Origin of the sequence: Arthrobacter cupressi, from assembly GCF_900099975.1 — a bacterium.
Classification (GTDB): Bacteria; Actinomycetota; Actinomycetes; order Actinomycetales; family Micrococcaceae; genus Arthrobacter; species Arthrobacter cupressi.
In genome coordinates, this window is record NZ_FNEI01000009.1 from 106,022 (window position 1) to 130,260 (window position 24,239).

Sequence of the window (24,239 nt, forward strand, 5' to 3'; positions counted from 1 at the left end):
CGTCCCCGAGGATCACTTCCTGCTGAACGCCCTCTGAGATCGATTGCTGTCCCGGTGTTGCCTTACGCGGCCTTAACGATGGGCAGTTCGGCCCATTCGGTCGTGTAGCGAGGGCTGAGCATCGCGCGCTTCATGGACCAGTCAGGGCCGCCCGCCTTTAAGGCCTGACACGCCGAGGCCGATGGATCCGCGGCCGAAGCGTTTGGCGACGTCTTCCAGAAGCGGGCCGATGAGTTTCTCCTCGTGGGGTTCTCGAACAACTGCAGCGGCGGCTGGTTGCCTGAGGGACGCAGGTCCTTAACCATGATCCCAGCGCGAACGTACTTCAGCCCCTCGTGAATACTGGGCACCAGGGCGTGCAACCTTTTGCTGAGGATCACAGGATCAGCGGTAGGCATCGGCAATGGCACCACTACGGACGAGGAGGACGTGTCCTGGGGGTTGTAGTAGGACGTCGCCGCGAACGCGGTCAGGACTTTTGCCTCCAGCTGTGGTTTGCCCAGCCGTGCGGAGGCTTACTGGGCGTAGACGGTCATGACCTTTCGCATAGCCCTTGGCGTGCGAATCGGGATGGAGAAGGACCGGAAGAAGATCAGTTGGTCCCACCGATGCGTTCTTCCTCCATCGGGAAAGGCCTGAGGAACACGCACGTGCACAACAAAGAACCGGTCGCCCACAAGCACAAAAAAACACAAGCCGTATGAACCCACATAGGACCGACTTTTTGGGCCTGTACTGGAGTAACCAGTTATCAGGAAGTGAAGTGAATGCACTGATGGACAGCTCGATGAGGCTCTGCAAACGCACTCTCGACTCTCGGATTGCGATAGCCGGTACTTCAAGCCCCTATGGAACCCTGCCCAAAGTCTAGACGGCAGAGAAGAGGCGCACCGTTCGTATGCGCCTCTTCTCTTGCATAACTTTAGGCGTTGCGCCTTTGCAGGCCCTTAGGTCACCGTAGGTGCTCTGCCGGGTGTTGGATGTTCGTGACCCGGTCGAGGGTGACGAGCGATTCCCGGCGGGTTTCCGGAGCCCAGAGGCAGCAGACCAGACCGCCGATGATGAGAACGGCGACGCAAGAGAAGAGCGCGACGTTGATACCGAGGCCGGCCAGGACAAGCGGCAGGAGGAAGGTGCTGGCGGCTGAGCCGATGCGGCTGCCAGCCGTCACGATTCCCAGGCCGGACGCACGGACCTCCGTGGGAAACAGCTCGGGCGGGTAGATGAACTCCAGGTTCGCCGCCGCAGCCAGAACGAGGGCGAAGGCTGCAAAGAGGATCACCGCCAGGACGGTACTTGACGGAGACAGGATGACGAGCGCTGCCAACAGGAGTGCTCCGATAAAGAAGCTGCCGGTGAGGAACAGCCGCCGTGAGAGGCGGTCGACGATGATCATGCCGACGATGGCACCGGTGAGGAGGAAGATGTTGTATGTCGCTCCTGCGGCGAGGCTGTTGGTGACGGCTAAGGCTGCCATAATCTGCGGTGCGAAGGTTCCCAGGGCGAAGTAGGGGATGACCTGGCAGACGTAGAAGACCACGCCAACGATCGTGCGGCGACGGTGCCGGCTGGTGAAGAGTTCCCGGTAGCGGGACTGTTTCCTGGCTGCGGCGACCGGGACCGAGGGCATTTCCACGTTCGGGCCGGCGATCCGGGTAACAATCGCGGCGGCCTCCTGCGTCTTGCCTTTGAGCAGGAGCCAGAGCGGAGATTCAGGGATGCCCACGCGGACGGCGAACACGATAAGTTCGGGAATGGCGCTGGCGATCAAAATAAACCGCCACGGTTCATCTCCGACACCGGAAAGGAGGAACCCGACAAGGTAGGCAAAGACATATCCTGCTGCCCAGGCGACGGCAAGCATGCTCAGGAGCTTGCCGCGGAAGTGGCGCGGTGCGTGTTCGGTGACGAGTGTTTTGCTCACGACATAGTCCGCGCCGAGGATCATTCCAATAACGAGCCGTATGGCCAGGAGTTGCCAGGCCTCCTGGATGAGAATTGGGAGACCGACAGGCATGCGATAAAGAACATGTCGAACCGGAAGATAGGGCTTCGCCCGATCCGGTCGGCGATGGGTCCGGTGATGACGGCCCCGAGGAAGAGACCGGAGAGGGTGGCTGCACCCAGGAGCCCTGTCAGGAGGGGCGTGAGGTGCAGGTCCTGCTTGGCGGAGGCGAGCACAATGCCGATGATTCCAAGGACAAAGCCGTCGCTGAACTGGCCCCCGGATCCCGCGATGGCGACGCGGATGTGGAAGGGATTCAGGGGGATGTTTTCGTACTTGGTTGATGCGGTTGCAGCGCTCATCGGGTTGCCTCCGTTCCGCCGGTACGAGCTTCGTTGACTGCGCGGGTGGTGGCGTCGTAACCGTGTTCGGCGGCCATGGCGATCCACCGGTCAAAGCCTGCGTTGATGTTTTCGTGGAGCAGGCGACCATCCCAGGTCAGGTCTTTTATGCACTTGCGCGCGAAGGTGGTCGCGCTGGCTGTCAGGTCTTCGAAAATGTTCAGGATCGAGTCGACGATCACTGGTTCCATGATGTTCAGTTCCAGTTCGCCTGCGGCGACAGCGCATTCAACCGTGTGAGCGGCACCACGGATGCGGTAGCTGAGCTGCATGACGAACTCCGGTATAACCGGATTGATCTTTCCAGGCATGATCGAAGAACCTGCCTGCACTGCAGGCAGGGTGACCTCACTGATGCCGCCACCGGGGCCGGAGGAAAGGAACCGCAGGTCCGCCGCGATTTTTGCCATCGTGATCGCCGCGCGGGCTCCCGCGGAGGCAATCGCGGCATAAGGATCCAGATGGGCGAGGGCGTCCACAAGGTCTTCCGCCCCGGTCAGTTGGCGGCCGGTCGCCTGGCTGAGTTCGTGCACACACAGGTCCCGGTAGCCCTCAGGTGCCCCAATGCCCGTTCCCAGGACCGTGGCCCCGATCGGAACGGAATCTAACTCGGCGGTCGCTGCGCGAAGCCCATCTGTCACACGGCGGATAGCCGTAGCATGGGACCGGTGTGTCTGGCCGACGCTGAGCACGACGGCGTCCTGCAGGCAGGTCCGGCCCAAACGCTGGGTTGCTTCATATTCTGCTGCTTTGTCTTCGAAGGCCTTGACAAGGGCGTTGAGTGCGGCCAAGGGACCCTCAGCGAGTTCCCTGATGGTCAATGCCATGGCCGTCGGGTAGGTGTCGTTGGTCGACTGGGATGCGTTGACATGATCATTCGGGTGAATGGTGTTACCGGCAATCTGGGACGCCCGGGCGGCGATGACTTCGTTGAAATTCATGTTCGTTGTCGTCCCGCCTCCGCCGAGCACAAGTGCCGTCGGGAACTGGGCGCCATGCTGTCCTGCCGCTATCTCAGCGCACGCAGCCTCAATAGCCTCCGCCACGGATTTCCCGAGGACATCCAGCCTGCCGTTGGCCCGTGCCGCGGAGGCCTTCACGAGCGCGTAGTTCCGGACGAAGGCCGGCACATCGCCAACAGCGCGTCCGTTGGTACCGAAGTTGTCCACGGCGAGCTTCGATTGTTTGCCGTAAAGGACCTGGCCGTTGGACGTCTCTGTCTGAAGGACCGTCATTTCTTAACCTTTCGAGTGATGCGTACCACAAAGCATCGAAGGTACGGTCACCACGGCTGCATCCGCCAAGAAAGTTGTTGTGATAGCAACACATTTTTTCTTGGTCCTTAGGCTTTTGGTGATGATTATCGGGGGTGCAGGTTGCTCTCACAGCAACAAGAAGGGAGATTGGCATGGGTGATAGCGCCGCGGAGCGAGTTGCCGCTTTGCTGCTGGCGTTCGAAAACCCAGGACGGGCCGGCGGCGAACATTCGGTCAGTGAACTGGCCCGGTCGGTTGGCCGGGAACGAAGCCAAGTATCCAGAATGCTCAAGGCACTTTCACGAAGCGGTCTTGTTGAACAGGATCCGGACAGGCGCACATACCGGCTGGGATGGAACCTTCGAATCCTGTCGACGGGAGCAGGAAACTACCCGCTTGTGCAGGCCACTCGACCGGCATTGCAGGCGCTGGTGGCTAAGACCGGAGAAGTCGCCCTCCTATCGGTACAGGAAGGAAATCGCTCTCTTACCGTGCTGCGGGAAGAGTCACAGCAATCTCTACAGGCCGGAGGATGGGTGGGCCGCCGATCACCCATGCACTGCACCGCATCAGGGCGAGCACTCATGTTTGATTTCGACGAGGAACTGATCGAAACACTGACCACAGACGACCTCAAGATTCCGACGTCGGCCCCGGGAGCGCCCAAGGATCTGGCTTCGCTCCTGCAGAGAGTCCACCTCGAACGAATCAGGGGCTACTCGGTAGCGTCCGAGGAAGTCGAGATAGGACTGACTTCCGTTGCAGCTCCCGTTCGAGATCGTCTGGGTCATATTGCAGGCGTGCTAAATATATCCGCCCCTACCTCCCGGATCATCACCAAGACAGATTCCATCGGTCAGCTCCTAATCAACGCATCACGGGCAATCACGCAGAACCTTGGGTCCCGTCGGACGTAATTGCTGCGGGCGAGAACTCGCGAAATTCCAAGGATTCGAGGTCAAGACCCTAGTAGGTCTTGGCATCTGGCCACCTTTTCTCGGGCCGACTTGGCCAGCGCCCAGGTTAGCTAAATGCTTCAGCCTCCGCAGCGTCGATGCTGCGGAGGCTGAAGCACTTCTCCGTCGAAGTCCGGGCTGTCCGAAGCGTCGACTTCCGTGTTGCTCTTCGGGGAATCTCCTAGCTAGACGGTTGTTGATTCCCGCTGGTTGTGGCCGTTGGTTGTGGGTGGTTCCGTTTCTTCTTCAAGCGCACGACGTGCGGTCTCGGGCGCGACCTTCCAGGACACAAATGCTCCCAGGGCCAGCAGAGCGACGGTTCCGATCATGAGGACCTGAGCACCGTAGGCGGCGATGACCAAGGGCAGAACGAAGGTGCCGATGGCTGCTCCGATGCGGCTCAGGGCTGCTGCCATGCCTACGCCGGCTGCACGCATGGAGGTGGGGAACAGTTCGCTGGGGTATACGAACTGCAGGTTTCCGGCGATTGCTTCGATGAATGCGTAGATGCAGAGGCAGGTGATGACGAGCCAGGCATCGGGTTTGGGAAGGACGGCCAGGGACGCCACCGAGACTGCCATCATCCAGAAAGTTGTGATCAGCATTCCGCGCCGGGTGAAGCGGTTCACGATGATCATGCCAACCACGCCGCCGACGGCGAAGAACGCATTCTGGATCAGGGTCGGGGTCAGGCCACTTTGGAGGCCCAGAGCCACGAAGAGCGAGGGCAGGAAAGTGAAAATTGCAGTCTGGGGGGTTGCCTGGGCGATCCAGAAGAATCCAGCAAAGAGCGTCCGTGTCCGCCATTTCCGGCTGAACAGCAGTTTGAGGTTTTCAATCCCGGACCGGCGGGCCTTCGGGGCGTTCTGGAAAGTCTCGACCAGGTCTTCAATCCCTGCATCGCGGTGGATGTGCTTCTTGACGATGGCTTCGGCTTCGGCGGTACGTCCTTGCTGCACCAGCCAGCGCGGGGATTCGGGAGATCCAAGCCGAAGGAGCATCACAATGGCCGAAGGCACGGCGCTGCTGACCAGGATCCATCTCCAGGCGTCAGCTCCGAGGTTGAGGCTGTTCAGGAGTACGCCGACGCCGATGGAGGCCAGGAAGCCAAAACGCCAAACAGCGGCCAGGCTACCCAGGAGAGGGCCACGGAGTTTTTGCGGCAGTATCTCGGAGAGGTACGTCGGACCGACCGCGTAGTCGATGCCGATGGCGATTCCGAGGATGAGCCTGATGAAGAAAAGCTGGAGGGCGTCCTGGACGAAGAACTGCAGGATCGAGGCAGTCAGGAAGATTGCCAGGTCGATCTGATAGAGCTTCCGACGACCGATGCGGTCCGCGAGCTGCCCGAAGCTGATACTTCCAACGAACAGGCCAATGAGCGCGGCCGAACCAACCAGGCCGGCGTACAGGGGCGTCATTCCGAAGTTTGCCGGGAGGACCGCGAGAGCGATGGACAGGACACCCAAGGTGTACCCGTCTACGAACTTTCCGCCGCCGGTGAAGATCGCCAATCGGTAGTGGAAGCCCGTCGCTGGCGCGTTATCAATGGTGAACTGTGGCTTAGTAGCCATCGCAGTTGTCCTTTCTGGGGCCACAAGCGGCCACGTGTAAGGGGGTGATGATTCGCGGATTGTTGGGGATTTCGAATCCGCTAGAACATCTGCTGCCTGTGATAGTACTCACACGTTCCGGCCGGGAAGAATGGCTTCACCTTAAGGATGGCTAGAGGGTGCGTCAGAGAGTTCTGTAGCTCGTGATCAGCCTGTTCTCCTGCCTCCGCCATGGGAACGCCGGCTGGGTTCACAGACAATCCCGGTAACTCCGGCCAGCGAAAACTTTGCTGTAAGAAGCATCAGAAAAGCCACCGCTTCCGGTCTGTCGCCAGTGTCGCCGGCCTTTGTAGTGTCGTTGGCACCCCACCTACCGGAAGGACTTTTCCCATGTCCGTTAAAGCACGCGATGAACTGCAGCTTCAAGCAGCTGAGATCAGGTCTCTGCCTGCGTGGCAGGAACTGAAGGCATCAGTTATCGACCTGCAGCAGGTACAGGTCAAGGACGGTTCCGTCCCGGAAATCTCCGATCACCCACGTGCCAACGCAAACATCGACAAGATCCTCACCTCCATTCAGCTGCTCCAGCCTCATTTTCCGCATGACAGCGAATACCTGGGCCTGGTTGTGCAGGACTTCGTGAAGTGGCAGTCCGCCGGCCTGGGTGAGCCGGACTTCCTGGACTCTCTTCTTGCCTTCCAGCCGCAGCAGTGGCGCATCAACGGGCTGCCGCACCTTGTGGTCTTCCCCATGTACACCCAGAACGGAAGCACCAACCGCTTCGTCGAAGCAGTGCTGATTGATGTCATCTGGCCGGAGTTCATCGACGAACTTGAGTCCACGAAGTACTCCAACAAGCTTTTTGTGCCAGTGCACTTCTGGGACTTCACCCCCGGCTACGACACGAACTCGGCTGTTCTGTTTCCCGAAAGCGTTGCCGTGCGCTCGACTCCGAAATTCACGTGGGGCGCCATCTTCGCCGACCGGGAAGCCGCGCGCTTCCGCCGGGTTTTGAAGGCGGCGGCGGAAATCACGTCATTGCAACTGCCCGATGACGCTGCGGCGCTGATCGATGACCAGAAACTGTGCCAGGAAACCTTCGTCATGTGGGACCTCATCCATGACCGCACCCACATGCGCGGTGATCTTCCCTTCGATCCGTTCATGATCAAGCAGCGCATGCCGTACTTCCTGTACTCCCTTGAGGAGTTGCGGTGCGACCTGACGGCCTTCAAGGAGTCCGTCCTCGTCGAAAAGGATGAGGCAGCATCCGAGGAAGCCCGCAAGCACGCCAAGCTGGTCCAGTACGCAGTAATCTTTGACCGGATCTTCCGTTTTGCCATCACCGGCAGCCGGGTGCGCAACTACGACGGTCTGGGCGGACAGTTGCTCTTCGCCTGGATGCACCAGCACCGGGTCCTTCACTGGACCGACGGCAAGCTGAGCATCGACTGGAAGGACGTCGCAGGCGTTGTCGTTGAACTGGCTATCGCCGTAGAGGAGCTGTACTGGCGTTCCATCGACCGGCCCAAGACCGCCCACTGGCTGGCCGCCTACGAACTCATTTCCACGACGCTGACCCCCAACCCCGCCTCCGCATGGGCCAAGGGACCCGACGCGCTGCCCCTTGACGGAGCTCCGCGCGGACTGACGGATCAGGTCCTTGATGACGAGTTCCCGCTGTCCATGTTCTACGAGGCACTCGAGAAGAAGATGCGTCCGGTGATCGAATCAACCGCCGGCATCACCGGAGATGCTTCCGCACAGTTGCCGGAAGAGGCATCGGTATGACGAACAGCGTGGCGGGTCGAACTGTAGTTGTTGCCGGGTCTACCAGTGCCGCCGGCATTGCCGTCGTGAAGAAACTTGTCCGCGCCGGTGCCCGGGTTGCCGCAGTCGACATTCTTGAGGACAGGGTGCGTGAGCTCGCAGCCGATGACGCGAACATCACCGGCTACACCTGCAATCTTGCGGATCTGGATGCGGTCACCGTCCTGGCGGCGAACATCCGGCGCGAGGTGGGCCCCGTGGATGGGCTGATCCACCTCGTTGGTGGCTGGCGCGGCGGTAACGGCATCGCGGGCCAGTCCGAGGATGACTGGGACTTCCTCCACACCGGAATCCTTACTACCCTCAGGAACACCAGCAGGGCGTTCTTTGAGGACTTGGCGTCCTCACCTGCCGGTCGGCTTGCCATCGTCTCTGCCGAGTCCGTGGCGACCCCGACCGCTGACGGAGCCGCGTATACGGCAGTCAAAGCGGCGGCCGAGACCTGGACCCTTGCGGTGGCGGACGGATTCGAAAAAGCCCGGACTTCTGAATCGGCTGGGCTTACGTCGGCTGCGTTGATTTTTGTGGTCAAGGCACTGCTGGACGAACGGATGCGTGCTGCCCAGCCCGAACGGAAGTTCCCTGGATTCACCCACGTCGATGTGCTCGGCGACGCTGTCCTGGAAATGTTCTCCATCGACGCCGATGAACTGAACGGCAAGCGTATCCGGTTGGGCAGTTCCACGGCCCACCGGGCAGTGGACGCCGTGGCCGGGGCTCTTCGATGACCGGACCGAAAGCCTCGTCCCTGAGTGGCCGCCTGCATAACCCGGCAGTGAGGGGATTCGCCTCCGATAACTACGCCGGCGTGCACCCGGAAATCCTGGAGGCGATCCGGGCTGCCAATGAGGGACACGTTGTGGCCTATGGGGAGGACGAATACACCGCACGGCTTCAGGAGGTGGTCCGTGATCATTTCGGTCCCTCAGCTGCAGCGTTCCCGGTGTTCAACGGAACCGGCGCCAATGTCTTGTCGCTGCAGACTCTTCTTCCCCGTTGGGGAGCGGCGATCTGTGCCGATACAGCGCACATCAACACCGACGAAAACGGCGCCCCGGAACGGGTGGCAGGGATCAAGCTGCTTCCCGTCGCGACTCCGGACGGGAAGCTGACCCCGGAGTTGATCGACCAGGAGGCGTGGGGTTGGGATGATGAGCACAGGGCGCAGCCCTTGGCCGTCTCCATCACCCAGACCACGGAGGTGGGAACCTGTTACACCCCCGGGGAGGTCCGGCGGATCGCCGAGCATGTCCACTCATTGGGCATGAAGTTGCACATGGACGGTGCAAGGTTGGCCAATGCCGCGGCCCACCTGGACGTCCCGTTCAGTGCCTTCACCACCGAAGCCGGAGTGGATGTGCTCTCCTTCGGCGGGACGAAGAACGGCCTTCTCTACGGAGAGGCGGTCATCGTGCTCGAATACGATGCCGGGCAAAGCATCAAGCATCTGCGCAAGATGGATATGCAGCTGGCATCGAAAATGCGGTTCGTTTCGGCGCAATTGATCGCCCTCCTGGAGACGGATCTGTGGCACCGCTCTGCTGCTCATGCCAATGAGATGGCAGCTCGTCTGCGGCAGGGCGTTGAGGCGATTGCAGGCGTCACGGTCACGCGGGAGACAGAGTCCAACGGAGTCTTCGCTTCCCTGCCGACGGAAGTTGCGGATCTTGTGCGCCGTGACTTCCGTTTCTATGACTGGGATAGGGCATCAGGTGAAGTGCGGTGGATGTGTTCCTTTGACACCACCGATGCGGACGTCAACGCTCTCGTCTCGGCGGTCCGGGACGCCATGTCCAAGGTCGGATCTCCTTTGCCTGCGGGGGCCGCGGTAAACCTGTGACCCAAGGTCTGTAGGTTAAACCCGGCCACAACGGGGAAGGAACCGGTTCCGGGAAGGACCGTCATTCCGAAGGTACAGGGAAGCCGGTCACCGTCATCCAGATGACGGTGACCGGCTTCAGTTTTGGGCATCGCGGCCTCGGCCCGGCCGCAGGGGCGCTGTGGCCGGAGCGGAGGGAGGCGATCCCCCGCCTTATCAGGTGCAGAGCAGGCTGAGTCGAGCCTTACCGCGGGGCGTGAGTGGCACTACTACTCCGCGAGGATGGATGCCACCGGCTGATCCAGGTGGACTTCGAAGGCATCGGTTGTCCAGTCGATGAAGTCCTCTGCGGCTTCGCGCAGCGCCGATATGGTCACCCCCAGCAGCGGGTTCATGTCGGAGGCCCGGTAGGCAACGTGGATTTTCCGGCGCGGCGGGTCGGTGAGGCGGTGGAAGGCAATGCCGCGGTCGATGCCCAAGGCCAACGCGGGCACCAGGGCAATGCCAATGGTCTCTTTGACCAACCCCCGGATAACGTCAAAGTCGTTGCTGTGGAAACCGATGTTCGGCTCAAACCCGGCCTGCTGGCATGATTCGAGGAAGTTTTCGGCTCCTGCCGAGCCGGCTTCGTTCGTGATCCAGTTCTCCCGCGCGAAGTCCTCCAGCGGGACCTTGTCACCGGTCTTACCGGCTGAATGGGCGGCACTGATGACCACGAGTTCCTCATCAAGCAGAGGTTGCAGCACCAGTCCTTCCGGACGCGGGATGGGTACCCGACTGTACTCGTAGATGATTCCCAGGTCCGTGAGTCCTTCCAGCACGGAATTGGCCAGCCCTTTTTGGAGGCTGATGTCCTCAACGGAAATGTCGGCCGTGGCGTAACGCATCGCAAGGCGCGACAACGCCCGCGGCACTAGTTGCGCGGCTGCCGTCCCCGAGGCGCCGATACGGAGGCTGCCTTGGGACCCTGAGGCGTAAGCGTGCATTTCGTCTTCCGCACGGGCCACCTGTCTGAGAATGACATCGGCGTGGGAACTCATCGCCAGTCCGGCTGGCGTCGGCCAGAGGCTGCGTGGACCTCTTTCAAAGAGGTCCACGCCCAGTGCCTTTTCCAGGGCCGCTATCTGCTGGGAGACCGCTGAGGTGGTGTAGCCGAGCTTCTTTGCAGCTGCCGTGTGGGACCCGGTGTTGATTACCATCTGCAGGGTGCGCAGGTTGATGATATTCAGGTTTCCCTTGACCAAGCGCATGCCTTATCTCCTCGCATCAACCCCGCACGGCCACAAGGGGGCGTGCTTATTGTAAACAGGCACGGCCCAGTTACGTCAGCCAGTCCAACAGCGCACCAAGGCACTTGCGGACATCGGATGCGAGGACGTGTTCATCGTCCGTGTGGGCAAGCAGGGCATCTCCCGGGCCGAAGTTCACGGCCGGGATACCCATCTGAACGAACCTGGCAACGTCGGTCCAACCGTACTTCGGCTGCGGTGCACCGCCTACAGCGGCGACCAGGCTTTGGATGGCGTGGTTGCGGAGCCCTGGCTTGGCCCCGGGGGCGGCGTCAGTGCGTACCAGATCATAGCCGGGCAAGAGCCGGCGGACATGCTCTTCAGCTTCCTCGATGGTCTTATCGGGGGCGAATCTGTAGTTGATCTCAACAGATGCGGCGTCCGGAATGACGTTTCCTGCGATGCCGCCCCCGACACCGACTGCGTTCAACCCTTCCCGGTACGCGAGGCCGTCAACGTCCACGGTTTGGGCTTCATAGTCCCGGAGGGTGCCCAGGACCCCGGCGAGTTTGTGAATCGCGTTCTCGCCCATCCATGAGCGAGCGGAGTGGGCGGCAGTACCAGTGACGTCAGCTCTAAGCCGCAGGGTTCCGTTGCATCCTGCCTCGATAAGGCCGTTTGTGGGTTCGAGGAGAACGGCCAGGTCAGCAGGTAGCAGTTCCTTGGTGGCTACGCGCAGGAGGCCGCTCTTGGCCGCCTCAACTTCCTCGTGGTCGTAGAAGACAAACGTCAGGTCCTTGGAGGGAAGCGTGAGTGAGTGTGCCAGGGACAGTTGGACGGCAACCCCGCCCTTCATGTCTGTGGCACCCCGGCCGTAGAGGGTCCCGCCCCTCCACCGGCTGGGAACGGTTCCGCGCGCGTCGGCCGTGGTAGGCAAAGGGACGGTGTCAAGGTGCCCGGCAAGGAGGATTCTTTCCGGGCGACCCAGCTCGGTCCGGGCAATGACCGTGTCACCGAAGCGGGTGACCTTCAGATGGGGTTCTCGCTTCAGTGACTCCTCAATGGCGTCTGCCAGGTGCTTCTCATGGCCGGAGACGCTGGGGATGTCGATGATGTCTGCAGTCAGCTCTGCGACGTCTTTGCCCAGATCCAGGAACGTGCTCATTGTTGCTTGTCCCTTACGCGTCGAGGGAGGACATGACGTGCTTGATGCGCGTGTAGTCCTCGACGCCGTACATGGAGAGGTCCTTGCCGTAGCCGGACTGCTTGAAGCCGCCGTGCGGCATTTCAGCGGTCAGCAGGATGTGGGTGTTGATCCACACCGCGCCGAAGTCCAGGTCGCGGCTGACGCGCATGGCGGTGCCGTGGTCCGTGGTCCAGACGCTGGAAGCCAGTGCGTATTCGACGTCGTTGGCGAGCTCGACGGCCTCGGCCTCGGTGGTGAACTTCTGGACCGTGATGACCGGGCCGAAGGTTTCCTTCTGGACGATGTCGTCGTCCTGGTGGGCACCGGTGATGATGGTGGGCTCGAAGAAGAAGCCCTTCTCGCCCGCGCGGTGGCCGCCGGTTTCGATGCGGCAGTGTGCCGGGATGTGCTCCACGACGGAGCTGACGGCGTTGAAGTGGTTCACGTTGTTCAGCGGGCCGAAGTAGTTGTCTTCGTCGTTCTGCGAGCCGGTCTGCAGGGTCTTGGTGTGTTCGACCATGGCCGAGACCACCTCGTCGTGCACCGAGTCCTCGATCAGCACGCGGGTGATGGCAGTGCAGTCCTGGCCGGCGTTGAAGAAGGCGAACTCGGCAATCGCCGCGGCGCTCTTCTTGATGTCGGCGTCCTTGAAGACGATGGCTGGGGCCTTGCCGCCGAGCTCCAGGTGGGCACGCTTGAGGCCCTTCGCCGCGCTCGAGGCAACGGCGATGCCGGCACGCACGGAACCGGTGATGGACACCAGGCCGGGGACCTTGTGCTCGGTCATCAGGCTGCCGGTGGCGGCGTTGCCCAGGACCACGTTGACCACGCCGGCCGGGAAGATCTCCCCGATCAGGCGGGCCAGGACCAGGGTGGATTCGGGGGTGGTGTCCGAGGGCTTGAGGACCACGGTGTTGCCCGCGGCCAGGGCCGGGCCGAGCTTCCAGATGGCCATCAGGAAGGGGTAGTTCCACGGGGCCACCTGGGCCACGACGCCGATCGGTTCGCGGCGGACGTAGGAGGTGTGGCCCTCGAAGTACTCGCCGGCGGACTTGCCTTCCAGGAGGCGCGCGGCGCCGGCGAAGAAGCGGAGCTGGTCCGCGCCCGCGGCGACTTCCTCGGAGGCGATCAGGGAGCGGACCTGGCCGGTGTTGCGGTGCTGGGCTTCAACGAGCTCGTCGCTGTTGGCCTCGACGGCGTCGGCGAGCTTGAGGAGCAGCAGCTGGCGCTGGCCCGGGGTCACGTGCTTCCACGTGGTGAATGCTTCCTTGGCCGCGTTCATGGCGGCATCGATGTCGGCGGACACCGAAATGGGCGACTTTGCGACCACTTCGCCGTTCGTCGGGTTCACGACGTCCAGCAGCTCGGTGCCTGCAGGCGTGACGAACTCCCCGTTGATGAAGTTCTGCAAGGTTTGGTGCATGGTTTTGACGCTGTCCGTTCCGGGCGCCGATCGTCGACGCAAAAGGTTGTGGCTGAAAGCTTCTAGTAAGGAATGGGAGCGGGGCCCAGGCCTTGGCGGCGTGGGCCCCTGTCTCATGCCGGTGCGTGGAGCTGGGGCGTGGCGGCCGGTTGGGTGTCGGGTGCCCCGGCGGGTGCCGGGGCCGTGAACCTGCCGATGGTCAGTCCTTCCAGGAAGTGGTGGGTCGGTCCGGATCCCTTGATCAGGTCGGCAACGAGTTGACCTGTCAGCGGTGCCAGTGCCAGCCCGTCTCCTTCGTGGCCTGCCGCAACGATGTACCCATCGGTGCCTTGTGCCCAGTCGATGATGGGAAGCCCGTCTCCGGTGTATGGCCTGAAGCCGGTCATGATGCGGATGATGCGGGTGTTGGCCAGCTCCGGGGCGATCCTGGCAGCGTGTTGGGCGATGGTTGCCACGACGTCCGGGTTTGACCGTTTATCGAACCCTGCGAATTCACGGCTGCCGCCGATAAGGAGGTTCCCGGAAACAGTCTGTCCGAGCGAGAAGCCAACACCGTAGGGTGGTGCGTCGTCGTTGTCGGAGCGAAGGTGTTTCGAGGCGATGTACTGGGCGTCGAGCACACACCCGGTGACCTTCTTCGGAATGGATTCGGAGATCAGAATCGTTCCGCGGCGCGGCTGCACCGGAATGTCGATGTTCGACAGGGCACCAACTCTTTTTGCGAAAGGACCGGCGGCGTTGATGACAAGTTCGGTCGCAATGCTTCCCCTGGTGGTCTCTACCGAGGTCACTTTTCCCCGTTTGGTGTGCACACCGATGACCTCGCTGTGTGTCTGCAACACGGCTCCGTGCCTTCTGGCCGCACGGAAGAAGGCTGCGTTCAGCGCGAGGGGATTCACGTCGGCGTCGTCCGGACTGAACGAGGCGCCCAAGATGTGAGGGGCAAGGAACGGCTGGGCGGCGCGGGCGGCGTCTCCGTCGATCAGGGATACGGAGATGCCGGCGTTGCGCTGCTTCTGGATGAAGTCCTTCATGAACTCCATGTGACGGGGAGTTTCGATGACGACCATCCCGCCGTCGGATTCGAACTCAACGCTGTGTTCGAGCTCCGCTTCAAGGGTGTCGTACATTCGACGGCTGGCCATGGCCAGCTCCATGTGCAGCCCGGGCCGTTTGGATTGCATGAAGATTGCCTTGTCGCACGCTCCCGAAGCTCCGGCTCCGGGGCCGTTCTTGTCGACAAGAACAACCTTGAGGCCGAGTTGGGCCAGGCGGAAGGCGATGGAACTGCCGGACACTCCTGCGCCGATAACGACGGCATCTGCCGATTTCATGCGAAACTCTCATCCTTTTGGGCCACGGTCTTCCCCTGTTCGAGTTGCGTCCACAGATCGTCCGCGATCTGTCGGCCCTGCTCAATGTCGGGCATGAAGGTGATGGCACTCGATTTACGTGCTGCGCGGACGGCCGCTGATGCCGTGTCCACGGCCTCCGGGTTATGGATCAAGCCGAGGCGGCTGCCGATGACGGTGCCGGCAAGCGTACCTTGAGCCATCGAGATCTTCGCCCCCTCGATGCCGGTGACGTTCCCGGCCACGAAAAGGTTCTCCTGGCTGGTTTCCATTTCGGGGCTGTAGAGGGGAACGGTCCCTCCCAGTTCGTCGATCTTCGCCATTTCGGAGCCTTTGGTCAGTTCCTGGACGGGGTAGAGGCCTCCGGAGATACAGACGCAGTCAACATCGACGATTCGTGTCTTTCCGGGGTTGCCGTCCTTGTCGACCGTGGCAATTTCGACGTGCTGGACACGGTCGTTGCCGCCGATGGCGACAATGCTCTTGCGAAGGTTCAGGCGCGTTCCCATGAGGGGAAGGCCGAACTTCGGGTAGAACGTCAGTGCCAGGTTCCTGAAGGCACGGTTGGCGGCCAAACGGCCTCCCCAGCGGAGGAACGCGTTCGGGGCCAGCTCGGACATTCCTGCCAGGTACTGCAGGTTCCGGTCGGGGTCGGAGAGGGTTCCGGAGAATACGTTCCTGGGTGCCAGGTAGATTCCGACGACGTCGGCACCGGCCATGCTCAGTTCGTGGGCCACGGTAAGGGACAGCGGGTCGACTCCAACGACCGCGATCCGGTCCCCCGGCCGCACACGGTAGTAGTTGGTCAGGGTTTGGGCTGCGCCGATGGCCATGACACCTGGCAGGGACCAGCCCGGGAGCGGGATCGGGCGTTCAGCTGCGCCGGTGGCGACTACCGCATACCGCGCACATACCGTTTCGCCGTTGTCCAAAAACACTTCCCAGCCCGGGGTGATGTTCCATACCTGCCGGTTGGTCAGGATCTGCACCCCGGCATCGGTGGCGCGCTTGGCCAGTGCCTTGGAAACGTCGGCTCCGATCCACCACCCCGTTCCGGGTTCCTCGTGCAGCTGGCCCAGGAGTTTCCCTCCGGGGCGGGGATTCTCGTCGATGACGACGACCTTGGCTCCGGCTTCCGCAGCAGCAACTGCTGCACTGAGTCCGGCCGGGCCCGCCCCGATGACGACAACATCAGAAATCATCGTGGTTTTCCCTTCGGTCTTCACCCTGCGATTCGAGGACATCACCGTCGCACGCCTGGGTGATGCACGCCCTGACGCTCGGGACGCCGTTGACGGTCATCCTGCATTCGAAGCAGTGCCCGATCCCGCAATAGAGACCACGGGGTTCCCCGTCCCGGTTGGAGTACCGAAGGGTCCGAACTCCATTTGCCAGCAGGGCCGAGGCAATGGAGTCGCCCTTGATGCCCAGGTAGGACTTGCCATCAAATTCGAACTCGATTTCCTCCGACGCCAACGGCCCGAGGACGGGGTGTTCACTTATTCTCTTCAACGCAACCATTCCTCGATTCGTCGCCGGCGCGGGAGGCTGCCAGATCTTTCAGCGTCATGGGACGGGCAGGCGGGTTGCTCGCCGGTCCAAGCTCTGCATCGGTGAGCAAAGCAGAGTGTTCGCGAAGCAGTGAGTGGATAAGGGGGCCGCAGGTCCGCCCCTGGCAAATGCCCATTCCGGCTCTGGTCTGCAGCTTCAGCTCGTGCGCCGAGATGGGTGCGTCCGCGTCAGCGAGGGAAGTTTCGACATCGTCGAGGTACACGTCCTCGCATCGACAAACAATTACTCTTTCCATCTTTCCTTCGCCCATTGTTGGTTGACTCCGGTGCCGTGATCTGAGACACCTTTGACTCAAACAATCAACAGCACTGCGGTCGGAGGTACAACCCTCGCAGGATCAGAAGGTGAGTAGTCCGGTTCAACAAATTCTTTACCTCGATGTGAGACCGCTCATGTGTTCCCGCCTTAAAGTCGATCCCATGACACAGACCCTCCCTCAAGAGACCCCGGCAGCAGCTGGGCATGGAAAGGCCCATGCCTGGGGATTGGCAACCGTAACTTCCGGCGGCACCGTCCTGGACGTCTGGTACCCGGCTCCAAAGCTTGGGGAACCAGAGGTATCAGCTGCGCCGCCGGCGGAACTTCCCCGGCTGGCAGCCGATGGAGCCGACGCCGACCGACGAGTGCATCTCAAGGTCGTCTTTACCGAGATCGGGCTTGCTGACGCTCCCCGGGACACCGCAGACGCGTACCTGCGGCTCCATTTGCTCTCCCACCGGCTTGTTCAGCCCAACGGGCTGAACGTGGAAGGCATCTTTGATGCGCTGCCGAACGTGGTGTGGACCAACTTCGGCCCGTGTGAAGCCGCCGGTTTCGAAGAGACACGCGCCCGGCTGCGGGCACGCGGAAACGTGACCATCTATGGGGTGGACAAATTCCCGCGCATGGTGGACTACGTTGTTCCCACAGGCGTTCGAATCGCCGACGCCGACCGGATCCGTCTTGGGGCCCACCTGGCCGAAGGCACCACCGTCATGCACGAAGGCTTCGTGAACTTCAACGCCGGAACCCTGGGAGTCTCCATGGTCGAAGGCCGTATTTCGGCCGGCGTGGTTGTCGGGGACGGCTCCGATGTCGGGGGCGGAGCATCCATCATGGGCACCCTCTCCGGGGGCGGCCGGGAACGGGTAGCCCTGGGCGAGCGGGTCCTCCTGGGCGCAAATTCCGGGGTCGGGATTTCCATCGGAGACGACAGCATCGTCGAAGCGGGACTCTATGTCACTGCCGGGACCAGGGTCCGTGTCCTGAACGCAGCAGGCGGCGACGCCGCCGGGGAGGACCGTGTGGTCAAGGCCGCAGAGCTTTCAGGCGTGCCAAACCTGCTCTTCCGCAGGAATTCTTCTACCGGGCAGGTCGAAGCCCTTCCCCGTGGTGGCCGTAGCGTCCAGCTCAATGATGCCCTCCACGCCAACTAGTATCTCAACGATGTGAAGGCGGGTTGGAGTCCTGCATAGGACTCCAACCCGCCTTCACTATTACTACTCGCGAATGCATCATCCCGCCCCCATCCGGCTTCGGAGGGGGCGCGGAGAAACTTTTCTTCTAGGGGCTCTGGCTGGCAACCAATGGCAGGCGTAGCGTCCATTAGAACGGTGAACAAGGCGGGCGCCGCGCGCATGATGTGATGCATTGACGCACCACCCCGTCCGTGTAGAGGAGCCGGAAATGGCGGGATGGAACAACGATACGGCTGCCGGGCCGTTGGGCGCCGGGACTGTGACCTTGGTTGAGGGATCGTCTTTTAGCATTTCCCAGGCCAACGGAGACATTCTTCCCGAGTTGCCTCACGGCGTCTTCCATCAGGACACACGGATCGTTTCCCGCTGGACTTTGACCATCAACAATCAAGCGATTGAGCCATTGGTTGCAGAGACCACCGAGCCCTATAGAGCAGTTTTTTCGGGCAGGGTGCCGCGCCCGGACGGTTACGCCGACAGCCCGCTGCTGGTGGAACGGCAACGCGAGGTGGGGGCCGGGATCCTGGAGCAGGTCACCATACACAACTACTCACTCGAACCGGTCACCTGCGTCATCCGCCTTGAGGTCGGGGCGGACTTCGCGGACCTCTTCGAAGTGAAGGAAGCCCGCATCCAGAGACAATGGGACGAAACACGGCAGCCTCATGGTGACTCGCTGACCATCAAATCCGTCTGGCAGGACCTCAGCAAAACTGTCATCATCACCGCTCAAGGTGCACATGCCGGCCCTGACGCTTTGACCTATGACGTCCTCATCCCGGCAAAGGAGCAATGGAGCCGTCGTTTCCATGCCGTTCCCGTCGCTGACGGTGAAAGCCCTGCAGCGCCGTTCGCCCACCAGGGGGAAGCATCACCGCACGATGTGCGGCAACGGGAGTGGGTGGAAAAAATTCCGGTCGTGCAGATGGGAAGCCGCTCGATCGAACGGACCCTGCGGCGCAGCTACGAAGACCTGGGTGCGCTGCGGATTGAAGATCCGGAACATCCGGAAAGGGTGGTCGTGGCCGCAGGTGCACCCTGGTTCATGACTTTGTTCGGCCGCGATTCGCTGTGGGCCTCGGAGATGGCATTGCCGGTGGACCCATCCCTGGCGCTGGGCACCCTCCAGACGCTGGCGGAACGTCAGGGAACAGTGGTGGATCCGATAAGCGAGGAGGAACCGGGCAAGATCCTGCATGAGGTCCGGCTTGGGGTCTCCAGTGGGCTTTCATTGGGCGGCAAGAGTGCCTACTACGGCAGCGTCGACGCAACTCCCCTGTTTGTGAACGTTCTGGGTGCCGTCAGCAGATGGGGATTCGCCAAGGAAACCATCGCCGCACTGCTGCCGCACGCGGACCGTGCGCTGGAATGGATACGGGACTATGGCGACAAGGACGGAGACGGCTTCGTCGAATATGCCCGGCTCAACGACCAAGGCCTCCTCAACCAAGGCTGGAAGGACTCCTGGGACGGGGTCACCTTTGCTGATGGGCGGATACCGGAGGCGCCGATCGCTCTGTGTGAAGTCCAGGCATACGTCTACAGTGCCTATATGTCCCGGGCCTGGATGGCCTACGACGCCGGTGACCGGGGCCTGGCCACCGACCTTGAAGAGCGCGCTGCCCGGTTGAAACAGCGATTCAACGAACAATTCTGGCTTCCGGACAAGGGCTACTTCGCTCTCGCTCTCGACCGGGACAAACACGCGGTCGACGCATGCACCTCCAACATGGGCCAATGTCTCTGGTACGGCATCGTGGATGACGACAAGGTTCCCACGGTCGTCGAGCGCCTGATGTCGCCGGAAATGTTCAGCGGCTGGGGCGTGCGGACCCTGGCCTCGGACATGGGCGCCTACAACCCGGCCAGCTACCACAACGGCTCGGTGTGGCCGCACGACAATGCGGTCATCGTCGCAGGCCTGATGCGCTACGGTTTCGTCCACGAAGCGCAGCGCATCGCTACTGCATTGCTGGAGGCTGCGGACTACTCGGACGGACGCCTGCCCGAACTGTTCTGCGGCTTTGACCGTCGCAAATACCTGCAGCCCGTTCCCTATCCGACAGCCTGCTCCCCGCAGGCATGGGCATCGACGACACCGATCTTCCTGATGACGAGCCTCCTGCGATACGACGTCTACGTGTCACTGGGCGGGCTGTGGCTTGATCCGGTCCTCCCGGACTCGTTCGGTGAACTGCACATTAGTAACGCACCCACGGGCGCAGGACCGGTCACCATAGATGCCGTGGTCACAAACGCCTCCGTCAGGGGTCTTCCGGAGGGCCTTGTTTTCCACCGCGGCTCCCGGCCTTGGATGACCGAACTCATGGAACAGTCACACCTTGATCAGGAGAAATAGCTTGTGGGCGAAAGGGGGGTGGACGTTTGCAAGCGTCCACCCCCCTTTCGAAGTGGGTAAACGGCCGGTTCCGGATCAGGTCCCGGCTGTCATATTGGCTGCCTCAAGCCGCTGAGCTGCGGCGGCCACCCGTTCGTCGGAGCCGGTGATGGCGAACCTGACGTACCCCTCCCCCGCTTGGCCATAGAAGGCCCCCGGCCCGACAATGATCCCCAGTTCTGCCATCGCCTGAACGGTCTGCCAGGTGTCCTGGCCTGCGGTAGCCCACAGGTACAAGCCGGCTTCCGAGTGCTCAACCTTCAACCCCGCTCGCAGCAGCGCCGGAAGTAGAATCTCCCGCCGCCGGCGATAGGTGTTCTTCTGCTCCCTGACGTGCTCGTCGCTGGTCAGGGCTGCCTCCATGGCCGCCATGATCGGTGACGGGACGATCATTCCTGCGTGCTTGCGCGTATTGACCAGGTTGGCGATGATCTTTTCGTCTCCTGCTACGAAGGCAGCGCGGTATCCGGCAAGGTTTGACTGTTTACTCAATGAGTACAGGGAGAGCAGCCCTTGGTGGGATCCGCCGGCGACTTCGGGGTCAAGGACACAAGGCACCGGCGATCCGCCCTCTTCGGGGTCCCACGCTCCCCAACCCAGCTCGGCGTAGCATTCATCGGAGGCGACAACGGCTCCGAGTTCCCGTGCCTGGCCGACCATCGACTTCATGGATGCAAGGTCCCGAACCTGGCCGGTGGGATTGCCGGGGGAATTGATCCAGACCAGGCGCACCCTTCGGAGCACGGCCGGGTCCAGTTCCTCGAGGGAGTCGCTGGCAACGACTGTTGCCCCGCACAATTTGGCCCCGATGTCGTAGGTCGGGTATGCGATTTTCGGGCGAACGACCACATCCAGGGGGCCAAGTCCCAGCATGAAGGGCAGCCAAGCAATGATTTCCTTCGATCCGACCGTAGGCATGATGGCTTCCGGGCTGAGATGGGCCACGTTCCTGCGGCGTGCGAACCAGAACGCAATGGTTTCCCGAAGGGACGCGGTGCCATGCGCGCCAGGGTACCCGGGAGCATTGGCCGAGCGGACCAGTGCTTCGCGGATGATCAGCGGCGTCGGGTCAACGGGTGTGCCGAGGGAGAGGTCCACCGGCCCGTCCGGATGATTGGCTGCAATGGTCTTGTACGGTGCCATGGTGTCCCATGGGTAATCCGGGAGACCGAGGCCAAGAGGCCTTGTTGGCGTAAGCGGTTTTGGTTGGACAGTCATCGGGCCACCTCAAGAAGGTCCTGTGCGGTCGGGGACGCATCGTCGACGTCCCACATTTCAGGGTCAATGGTGCCGTTGGCGACCATCCTGGCTGGTCCGCGCAGGAACACGTGCTCGCGGACCGCTCCTCCCATCCCCCGTTCCCTCTGGAAACGGACAAGTACGGGGCCGCCGGGCATTTGCACCGTCCACTGGTCGTCCTGAAATCCGGAGAGAATACGGACGGCGGCCGCGGTGGCGCACGCCCCGGTCCCGCAGGCCTGGGTTTCGCCAACTGAGCGCTCGTAGACGCGCATCGTGATGACTCGGGGCGTATCGGGGTCGGACTCATCCGTCAGGGAAGCGAATTCAACGTTGGTGCCACGTCGGGGCTGTGGACTGACGACAGGTTCGCGGGCCAGATCCAGCGGCGCAAGGGAGCTGTTCGCCGGCAGGATAACAACGGTGTGAGGGTTGCCCATATCGATGGACAGCCCGCGGCGAGGTTCCGACCCGGCAACGCTCACGTGCGCATCCGTGCCGTCTTCGGAGGCACGTTCCGGGAACGCCTTCCGCCACGGACCCATGTCGATCTCATAGTCGCGGCCGATCCGTGTGACCTTTTTGGCCCCGGCGCGGGTTCCCACCGTTAGCGTGGATCCCTCCGGCAGCTCCGCCAGGCCGATGCTGAGGAGAAAATGGACAAACACGCGAACACCGTTGCCGCACATTTCGGCCACGCTTCCGTCCGCGTTGCGGTAGTCCATGAACCATTCGGCCTCCGGTGCGAACGACAGCAGCTCACGGCCTTCCGGAAGCCTCTCCGAGCGGACGGCCCGGATCAGGCCGTCAGCGCCGATTCCGCGGTGCCTGTTGCAGATCCAGGCTGTCATCGCGGGACTGATCTCCCGTGTGCCGTCCGGGTCGGCGAACAAGACGAAGTCGTTTCCTGTACCGTGTCCTTTCCAGAAGGGGAAGCCCCGGCCGGCGGCGGGAGATGAGCTGTCTGTCATGTCAGTGGGAACCTTTCGGGGCTGCAAACGGGATGGCGTAATCACGAGGCCACTTCGCGACGGAAAAGGTCTTCCTCTGTTTCGCCACGGAGGATTAGCCGCGCCTGGCCCTGCGATACGGCAACTACCGGGGGGCGTGGTGTGTAGTTGTAATTGCTGCCAAGCACCCAGCAGTAGGCTCCCGTTCCGGGCACCGCGAGCAGATCACCGGCTACAAGATCTGCTGGCAAGTAGGCGTCCTTGACGACGATGTCACCGCTTTCGCAGTGTTTTCCGACCACCCTCGACAACACGCTCGGTGCCTCTGAACGGCGGGACGCCAGCGCAGCGGTGTACGTTGCGCCATACAGCACCGGGCGGGGATTATCACTCATGCCTCCGTCAACGGAGACGTACCGGCGCTCGGAGATGTCTTCACCGTGTTGAACATTGATGGTCTTCAAAGTGCCCACCGTGTACAAGGTGAACGTCGAACTTCCCACGATCGCCCGTCCCGGCTCGATGGAAATCCGGGGGACATCGATTCCCAGGCGGGCACAGGTGGCACCCACGACGTCAGCCATGGCCGCCGCGAGCTCCGCAGGTTCCTTGGGTTGGTCCAAGTCGGTGTAGGCGATGCCATATCCGCCGCCTAGGTCCAGCTCCTTCAGCGACACGCCGTGAAGATCGCGGATCGAGGCGATAAAGGTCAGCAGTTTCTCGGCAGCAAGCGCGAAACCTTCGGCGGAGAATATTTGGGAGCCAATGTGGCAATGAACGCCGAGGAGCTCCAGGCTGGGGTGCCCCAGAGCCGCGCCGACGGCCCGTTCTGCTGTGGAGCGCTCGCCGTGCACCGCGGTCATGGACAGGCCAAACTTCTGGTCTTCATGGGCGGTGGCAATGAATTCATGGGTTTCGGCGTGAATGCCAGGCGTGAGTCGGAGAAGGACCGGGGCGCGGAGCTGTCGCATCCCTGCGATAGCCGCGACGCGTTCAAGCTCCTGGAGGCTGTCGACGACAATGCGCCCAACACTCATGTCGAGGGCCCGGTTTATCTCCGCATCCGATTTGTTGTTGCCATGAAGACCCAGTTTGGGTCCTTCGATTCCCGCCCGGGCAGCCAAGGCCAGCTCACCGCCGGAACAGGTGTCAAGGCGCAGGCCTTCTTCCTGAACCCATTTGGCTACTTCCACGCACAAGAATGACTTACCGGCATAGTAGACATCGACGCCGCCGCAAAGCGGCGCGAATGCTGCGTTGAATGCATCCCGGAATGCCCGGGCACGGTTCCGGAAGTGATCCTCTGAGAGGATATATGCGGGTGTTCCGAATCGATGAGCAAGGTCCGAAACTTTCACGCCGTCGATGGCAAGTTCGCCCTCCTCCGTCCGGGAAGCTCCTTGAGGCCAGACCGACGGATTCAGATGATTCGGGTCATCCGGGACGGCAAGCCACGCTGGGGCAATCGGAGACTCCAGCTGTGCGGTGTTTTCATGCGTCGACATAACTTGTTCAGGGCCTCGCTCTGGGGATTTTTTCGCTGGTTGGCGTGCAAGCGACCAGGGAACATTCGGCAATCAGGTGAGAGCCAGTACAGCAAGCACCGACGCCCTGATCAATGTGCTTAGGTCAACGGGATGATGCACAAGATATAGAAAAGCTAAAGCTGCGAC

The 24,239-nt window shown here is 61.9% G+C and carries 20 protein-coding genes and 1 pseudogene; 6 read left to right on the plus strand and 15 right to left on the minus strand.

Features of this window, described 5'->3' with window-relative positions:
• Positions 1-62: 62 nt before the first annotated feature.
• The 4 genes and pseudogenes from BLP88_RS11885 to BLP88_RS11895 all read right to left on the minus strand — a co-directional run.
• Positions 63-628 (minus strand): annotated as a pseudogene (locus BLP88_RS11885) (DUF4113 domain-containing protein); the annotation flags it as partial.
• Positions 629-952: 324 nt separating this feature from the next.
• Positions 953-2,017, minus strand: coding sequence for an MFS transporter (locus BLP88_RS11890; RefSeq protein ID WP_342670151.1), 1,065 nt, complete (start codon positions 2,015-2,017; stop codon positions 953-955).
• Positions 1,945-2,307: a hypothetical protein gene (locus BLP88_RS18975; RefSeq protein WP_175453543.1), complete on the minus strand. Its 363-nt coding sequence runs from the start codon at positions 2,305-2,307 to the stop codon at positions 1,945-1,947. The genes BLP88_RS11890 and BLP88_RS18975 overlap by 73 nt, the downstream gene beginning before the upstream one ends.
• Positions 2,304-3,581, minus strand: a complete 1,278-nt coding sequence (locus BLP88_RS11895; RefSeq protein WP_074589456.1) for a lyase family protein — start codon at positions 3,579-3,581, stop codon at positions 2,304-2,306. The genes BLP88_RS18975 and BLP88_RS11895 overlap by 4 nt, the downstream gene beginning before the upstream one ends.
• Positions 3,582-3,754: 173 nt before the next feature.
• Between BLP88_RS11895 and BLP88_RS11900 the strand changes: the two genes are divergently transcribed.
• Positions 3,755-4,519, plus strand: coding sequence for an IclR family transcriptional regulator (locus BLP88_RS11900; protein ID WP_074589458.1), 765 nt, complete (start codon positions 3,755-3,757; stop codon positions 4,517-4,519).
• 224 nt (positions 4,520-4,743) lie between these two features.
• Here BLP88_RS11900 and BLP88_RS11905 read toward each other — a convergent pair whose 3' ends face one another.
• A complete protein-coding gene (locus tag BLP88_RS11905) occupies positions 4,744-6,132 on the minus strand; it encodes an MFS transporter (protein WP_074589459.1) in 1,389 nt (462 codons plus the stop codon).
• A gap of 369 nt (positions 6,133-6,501) precedes the next feature.
• Here BLP88_RS11905 and BLP88_RS11910 point away from each other — a divergent pair, with 369 nt between their 5' ends.
• Genes BLP88_RS11910 through BLP88_RS11920 form a run of 3 tightly spaced genes read left to right on the plus strand, consistent with a single transcriptional unit; the run spans position 6,502 to position 9,781 of the window.
• Positions 6,502-7,902, plus strand: coding sequence for a DUF6421 family protein (locus tag BLP88_RS11910; RefSeq protein ID WP_074589460.1), 1,401 nt, complete (start codon positions 6,502-6,504; stop codon positions 7,900-7,902).
• A complete protein-coding gene (locus BLP88_RS11915; protein WP_074589461.1) occupies positions 7,899-8,669 on the plus strand; it encodes an SDR family NAD(P)-dependent oxidoreductase in 771 nt (256 codons plus the stop codon). The genes BLP88_RS11910 and BLP88_RS11915 overlap by 4 nt, the downstream gene beginning before the upstream one ends.
• On the plus strand, positions 8,666-9,781 hold the full coding sequence (locus BLP88_RS11920) for a threonine aldolase family protein (RefSeq protein ID WP_074589463.1): 1,116 nt from the start codon (positions 8,666-8,668) through the stop codon (positions 9,779-9,781). The genes BLP88_RS11915 and BLP88_RS11920 overlap by 4 nt, the downstream gene beginning before the upstream one ends.
• 248 nt (positions 9,782-10,029) lie before the next feature.
• On the opposite strand, the gene BLP88_RS11925 is transcribed toward BLP88_RS11920, so the two are convergent.
• From BLP88_RS11925 to BLP88_RS19305, 7 genes are all read right to left on the minus strand, one after another.
• Positions 10,030-11,010, minus strand: a complete 981-nt coding sequence (locus BLP88_RS11925) for a LysR family transcriptional regulator (RefSeq protein ID WP_074589464.1) — start codon at positions 11,008-11,010, stop codon at positions 10,030-10,032.
• Between the two features lie 70 nt (positions 11,011-11,080).
• Positions 11,081-12,154: a succinyl-diaminopimelate desuccinylase gene (gene dapE, locus BLP88_RS11930; RefSeq protein ID WP_074589465.1), complete on the minus strand. Its 1,074-nt coding sequence runs from the start codon at positions 12,152-12,154 to the stop codon at positions 11,081-11,083.
• Between the two features lie 13 nt (positions 12,155-12,167).
• Complete coding sequence (locus tag BLP88_RS11935) at positions 12,168-13,598, minus strand: gamma-aminobutyraldehyde dehydrogenase (RefSeq protein WP_074589466.1); 1,431 nt, start codon at positions 13,596-13,598, stop codon at positions 12,168-12,170.
• Positions 13,599-13,711: 113 nt separating this feature from the next.
• Positions 13,712-14,932, minus strand: a complete 1,221-nt coding sequence (locus BLP88_RS11940) for an NAD(P)/FAD-dependent oxidoreductase (protein ID WP_074589468.1) — start codon at positions 14,930-14,932, stop codon at positions 13,712-13,714.
• Positions 14,929-16,152 (minus strand): NAD(P)/FAD-dependent oxidoreductase, encoded by a 1,224-nt coding sequence (locus BLP88_RS11945; protein ID WP_074589469.1) that lies wholly within the window; start codon positions 16,150-16,152, stop codon positions 14,929-14,931. The genes BLP88_RS11940 and BLP88_RS11945 overlap by 4 nt, the downstream gene beginning before the upstream one ends.
• Positions 16,142-16,471, minus strand: coding sequence for a (2Fe-2S)-binding protein (locus tag BLP88_RS11950; protein ID WP_074589470.1), 330 nt, complete (start codon positions 16,469-16,471; stop codon positions 16,142-16,144). Before BLP88_RS11950 ends, BLP88_RS11945 begins: the two co-directional genes overlap by 11 nt.
• Complete coding sequence (locus BLP88_RS19305; protein WP_084111134.1) at positions 16,446-16,772, minus strand: (2Fe-2S)-binding protein; 327 nt, start codon at positions 16,770-16,772, stop codon at positions 16,446-16,448. The genes BLP88_RS11950 and BLP88_RS19305 overlap by 26 nt, the downstream gene beginning before the upstream one ends.
• A 169-nt stretch (positions 16,773-16,941) precedes the next feature.
• Between BLP88_RS19305 and dapD the strand changes: the two genes are divergently transcribed.
• Complete coding sequence (gene dapD / locus BLP88_RS11960) at positions 16,942-17,937, plus strand: 2,3,4,5-tetrahydropyridine-2,6-dicarboxylate N-succinyltransferase (protein ID WP_074589473.1); 996 nt, start codon at positions 16,942-16,944, stop codon at positions 17,935-17,937.
• Positions 17,938-18,187: 250 nt separating this feature from the next.
• Positions 18,188-20,338, plus strand: coding sequence for an amylo-alpha-1,6-glucosidase (locus BLP88_RS11965; RefSeq protein ID WP_074589474.1), 2,151 nt, complete (start codon positions 18,188-18,190; stop codon positions 20,336-20,338).
• Positions 20,339-20,413: 75 nt separating this feature from the next.
• Here BLP88_RS11965 and dapC read toward each other — a convergent pair whose 3' ends face one another.
• From dapC to lysA, 3 genes are read right to left on the minus strand one after another with little or no spacing between them, the layout of a single operon-like run.
• Positions 20,414-21,595, minus strand: coding sequence for a succinyldiaminopimelate transaminase (gene dapC / locus BLP88_RS11970; RefSeq protein ID WP_074589475.1), 1,182 nt, complete (start codon positions 21,593-21,595; stop codon positions 20,414-20,416).
• Positions 21,592-22,587 carry a diaminopimelate epimerase gene (gene dapF / locus BLP88_RS11975; RefSeq protein WP_074589476.1) on the minus strand — a complete coding sequence of 332 codons (996 nt, stop codon included), beginning with the start codon at positions 22,585-22,587 and terminating at the stop codon, positions 21,592-21,594. The genes dapC and dapF overlap by 4 nt, the downstream gene beginning before the upstream one ends.
• Before the next feature lie 41 nt (positions 22,588-22,628).
• Positions 22,629-24,071, minus strand: a complete 1,443-nt coding sequence (lysA, locus tag BLP88_RS11980; RefSeq protein WP_074589478.1) for a diaminopimelate decarboxylase — start codon at positions 24,069-24,071, stop codon at positions 22,629-22,631.
• Positions 24,072-24,239: the final 168 nt, after the last annotated feature.

Bases quoted from the DNA above. Each gene is read 5' to 3' on its own strand.
- BLP88_RS11900 (WP_074589458.1), top strand. From the start codon at position 3,755: ATGGGTGATAGCGCCGCGGAGCGAGTTGCCGCTTTGCTGCTGGCGTTC.
- BLP88_RS11920 (WP_074589463.1), top strand. From the start codon at position 8,666: ATGACCGGACCGAAAGCCTCGTCCCTGAGTGGCCGCCTGCATAACCCG.
- BLP88_RS11935 (WP_074589466.1), bottom strand. From the start codon at position 13,598: ATGCACCAAACCTTGCAGAACTTCATCAACGGGGAGTTCGTCACGCCT.
- lysA (WP_074589478.1), bottom strand. From the start codon at position 24,071: ATGTCGACGCATGAAAACACCGCACAGCTGGAGTCTCCGATTGCCCCA.
- BLP88_RS19305 (WP_084111134.1), bottom strand. From the start codon at position 16,772: ATGGGCGAAGGAAAGATGGAAAGAGTAATTGTTTGTCGATGCGAGGAC.
- BLP88_RS11950 (WP_074589470.1), bottom strand. From the start codon at position 16,471: ATGGTTGCGTTGAAGAGAATAAGTGAACACCCCGTCCTCGGGCCGTTG.
- dapF (WP_074589476.1), bottom strand. From the start codon at position 22,587: ATGACAGACAGCTCATCTCCCGCCGCCGGCCGGGGCTTCCCCTTCTGG.
- BLP88_RS11940 (WP_074589468.1), bottom strand. From the start codon at position 14,932: ATGAAATCGGCAGATGCCGTCGTTATCGGCGCAGGAGTGTCCGGCAGT.
- dapD (WP_074589473.1), top strand. From the start codon at position 16,942: ATGACACAGACCCTCCCTCAAGAGACCCCGGCAGCAGCTGGGCATGGA.
- BLP88_RS11915 (WP_074589461.1), top strand. From the start codon at position 7,899: ATGACGAACAGCGTGGCGGGTCGAACTGTAGTTGTTGCCGGGTCTACC.
- BLP88_RS11965 (WP_074589474.1), top strand. From the start codon at position 18,188: ATGGCGGGATGGAACAACGATACGGCTGCCGGGCCGTTGGGCGCCGGG.
- BLP88_RS11895 (WP_074589456.1), bottom strand. From the start codon at position 3,581: ATGACGGTCCTTCAGACAGAGACGTCCAACGGCCAGGTCCTTTACGGC.
- BLP88_RS11945 (WP_074589469.1), bottom strand. From the start codon at position 16,152: ATGATTTCTGATGTTGTCGTCATCGGGGCGGGCCCGGCCGGACTCAGT.
- BLP88_RS11910 (WP_074589460.1), top strand. From the start codon at position 6,502: ATGTCCGTTAAAGCACGCGATGAACTGCAGCTTCAAGCAGCTGAGATC.
- BLP88_RS11925 (WP_074589464.1), bottom strand. From the start codon at position 11,010: ATGCGCTTGGTCAAGGGAAACCTGAATATCATCAACCTGCGCACCCTG.
- BLP88_RS18975 (WP_175453543.1), bottom strand. From the start codon at position 2,307: ATGAGCGCTGCAACCGCATCAACCAAGTACGAAAACATCCCCCTGAAT.
- BLP88_RS11890 (WP_342670151.1), bottom strand. From the start codon at position 2,017: ATGCCTGTCGGTCTCCCAATTCTCATCCAGGAGGCCTGGCAACTCCTG.
- dapE (WP_074589465.1), bottom strand. From the start codon at position 12,154: ATGAGCACGTTCCTGGATCTGGGCAAAGACGTCGCAGAGCTGACTGCA.
- dapC (WP_074589475.1), bottom strand. From the start codon at position 21,595: ATGACTGTCCAACCAAAACCGCTTACGCCAACAAGGCCTCTTGGCCTC.
- BLP88_RS11905 (WP_074589459.1), bottom strand. From the start codon at position 6,132: ATGGCTACTAAGCCACAGTTCACCATTGATAACGCGCCAGCGACGGGC.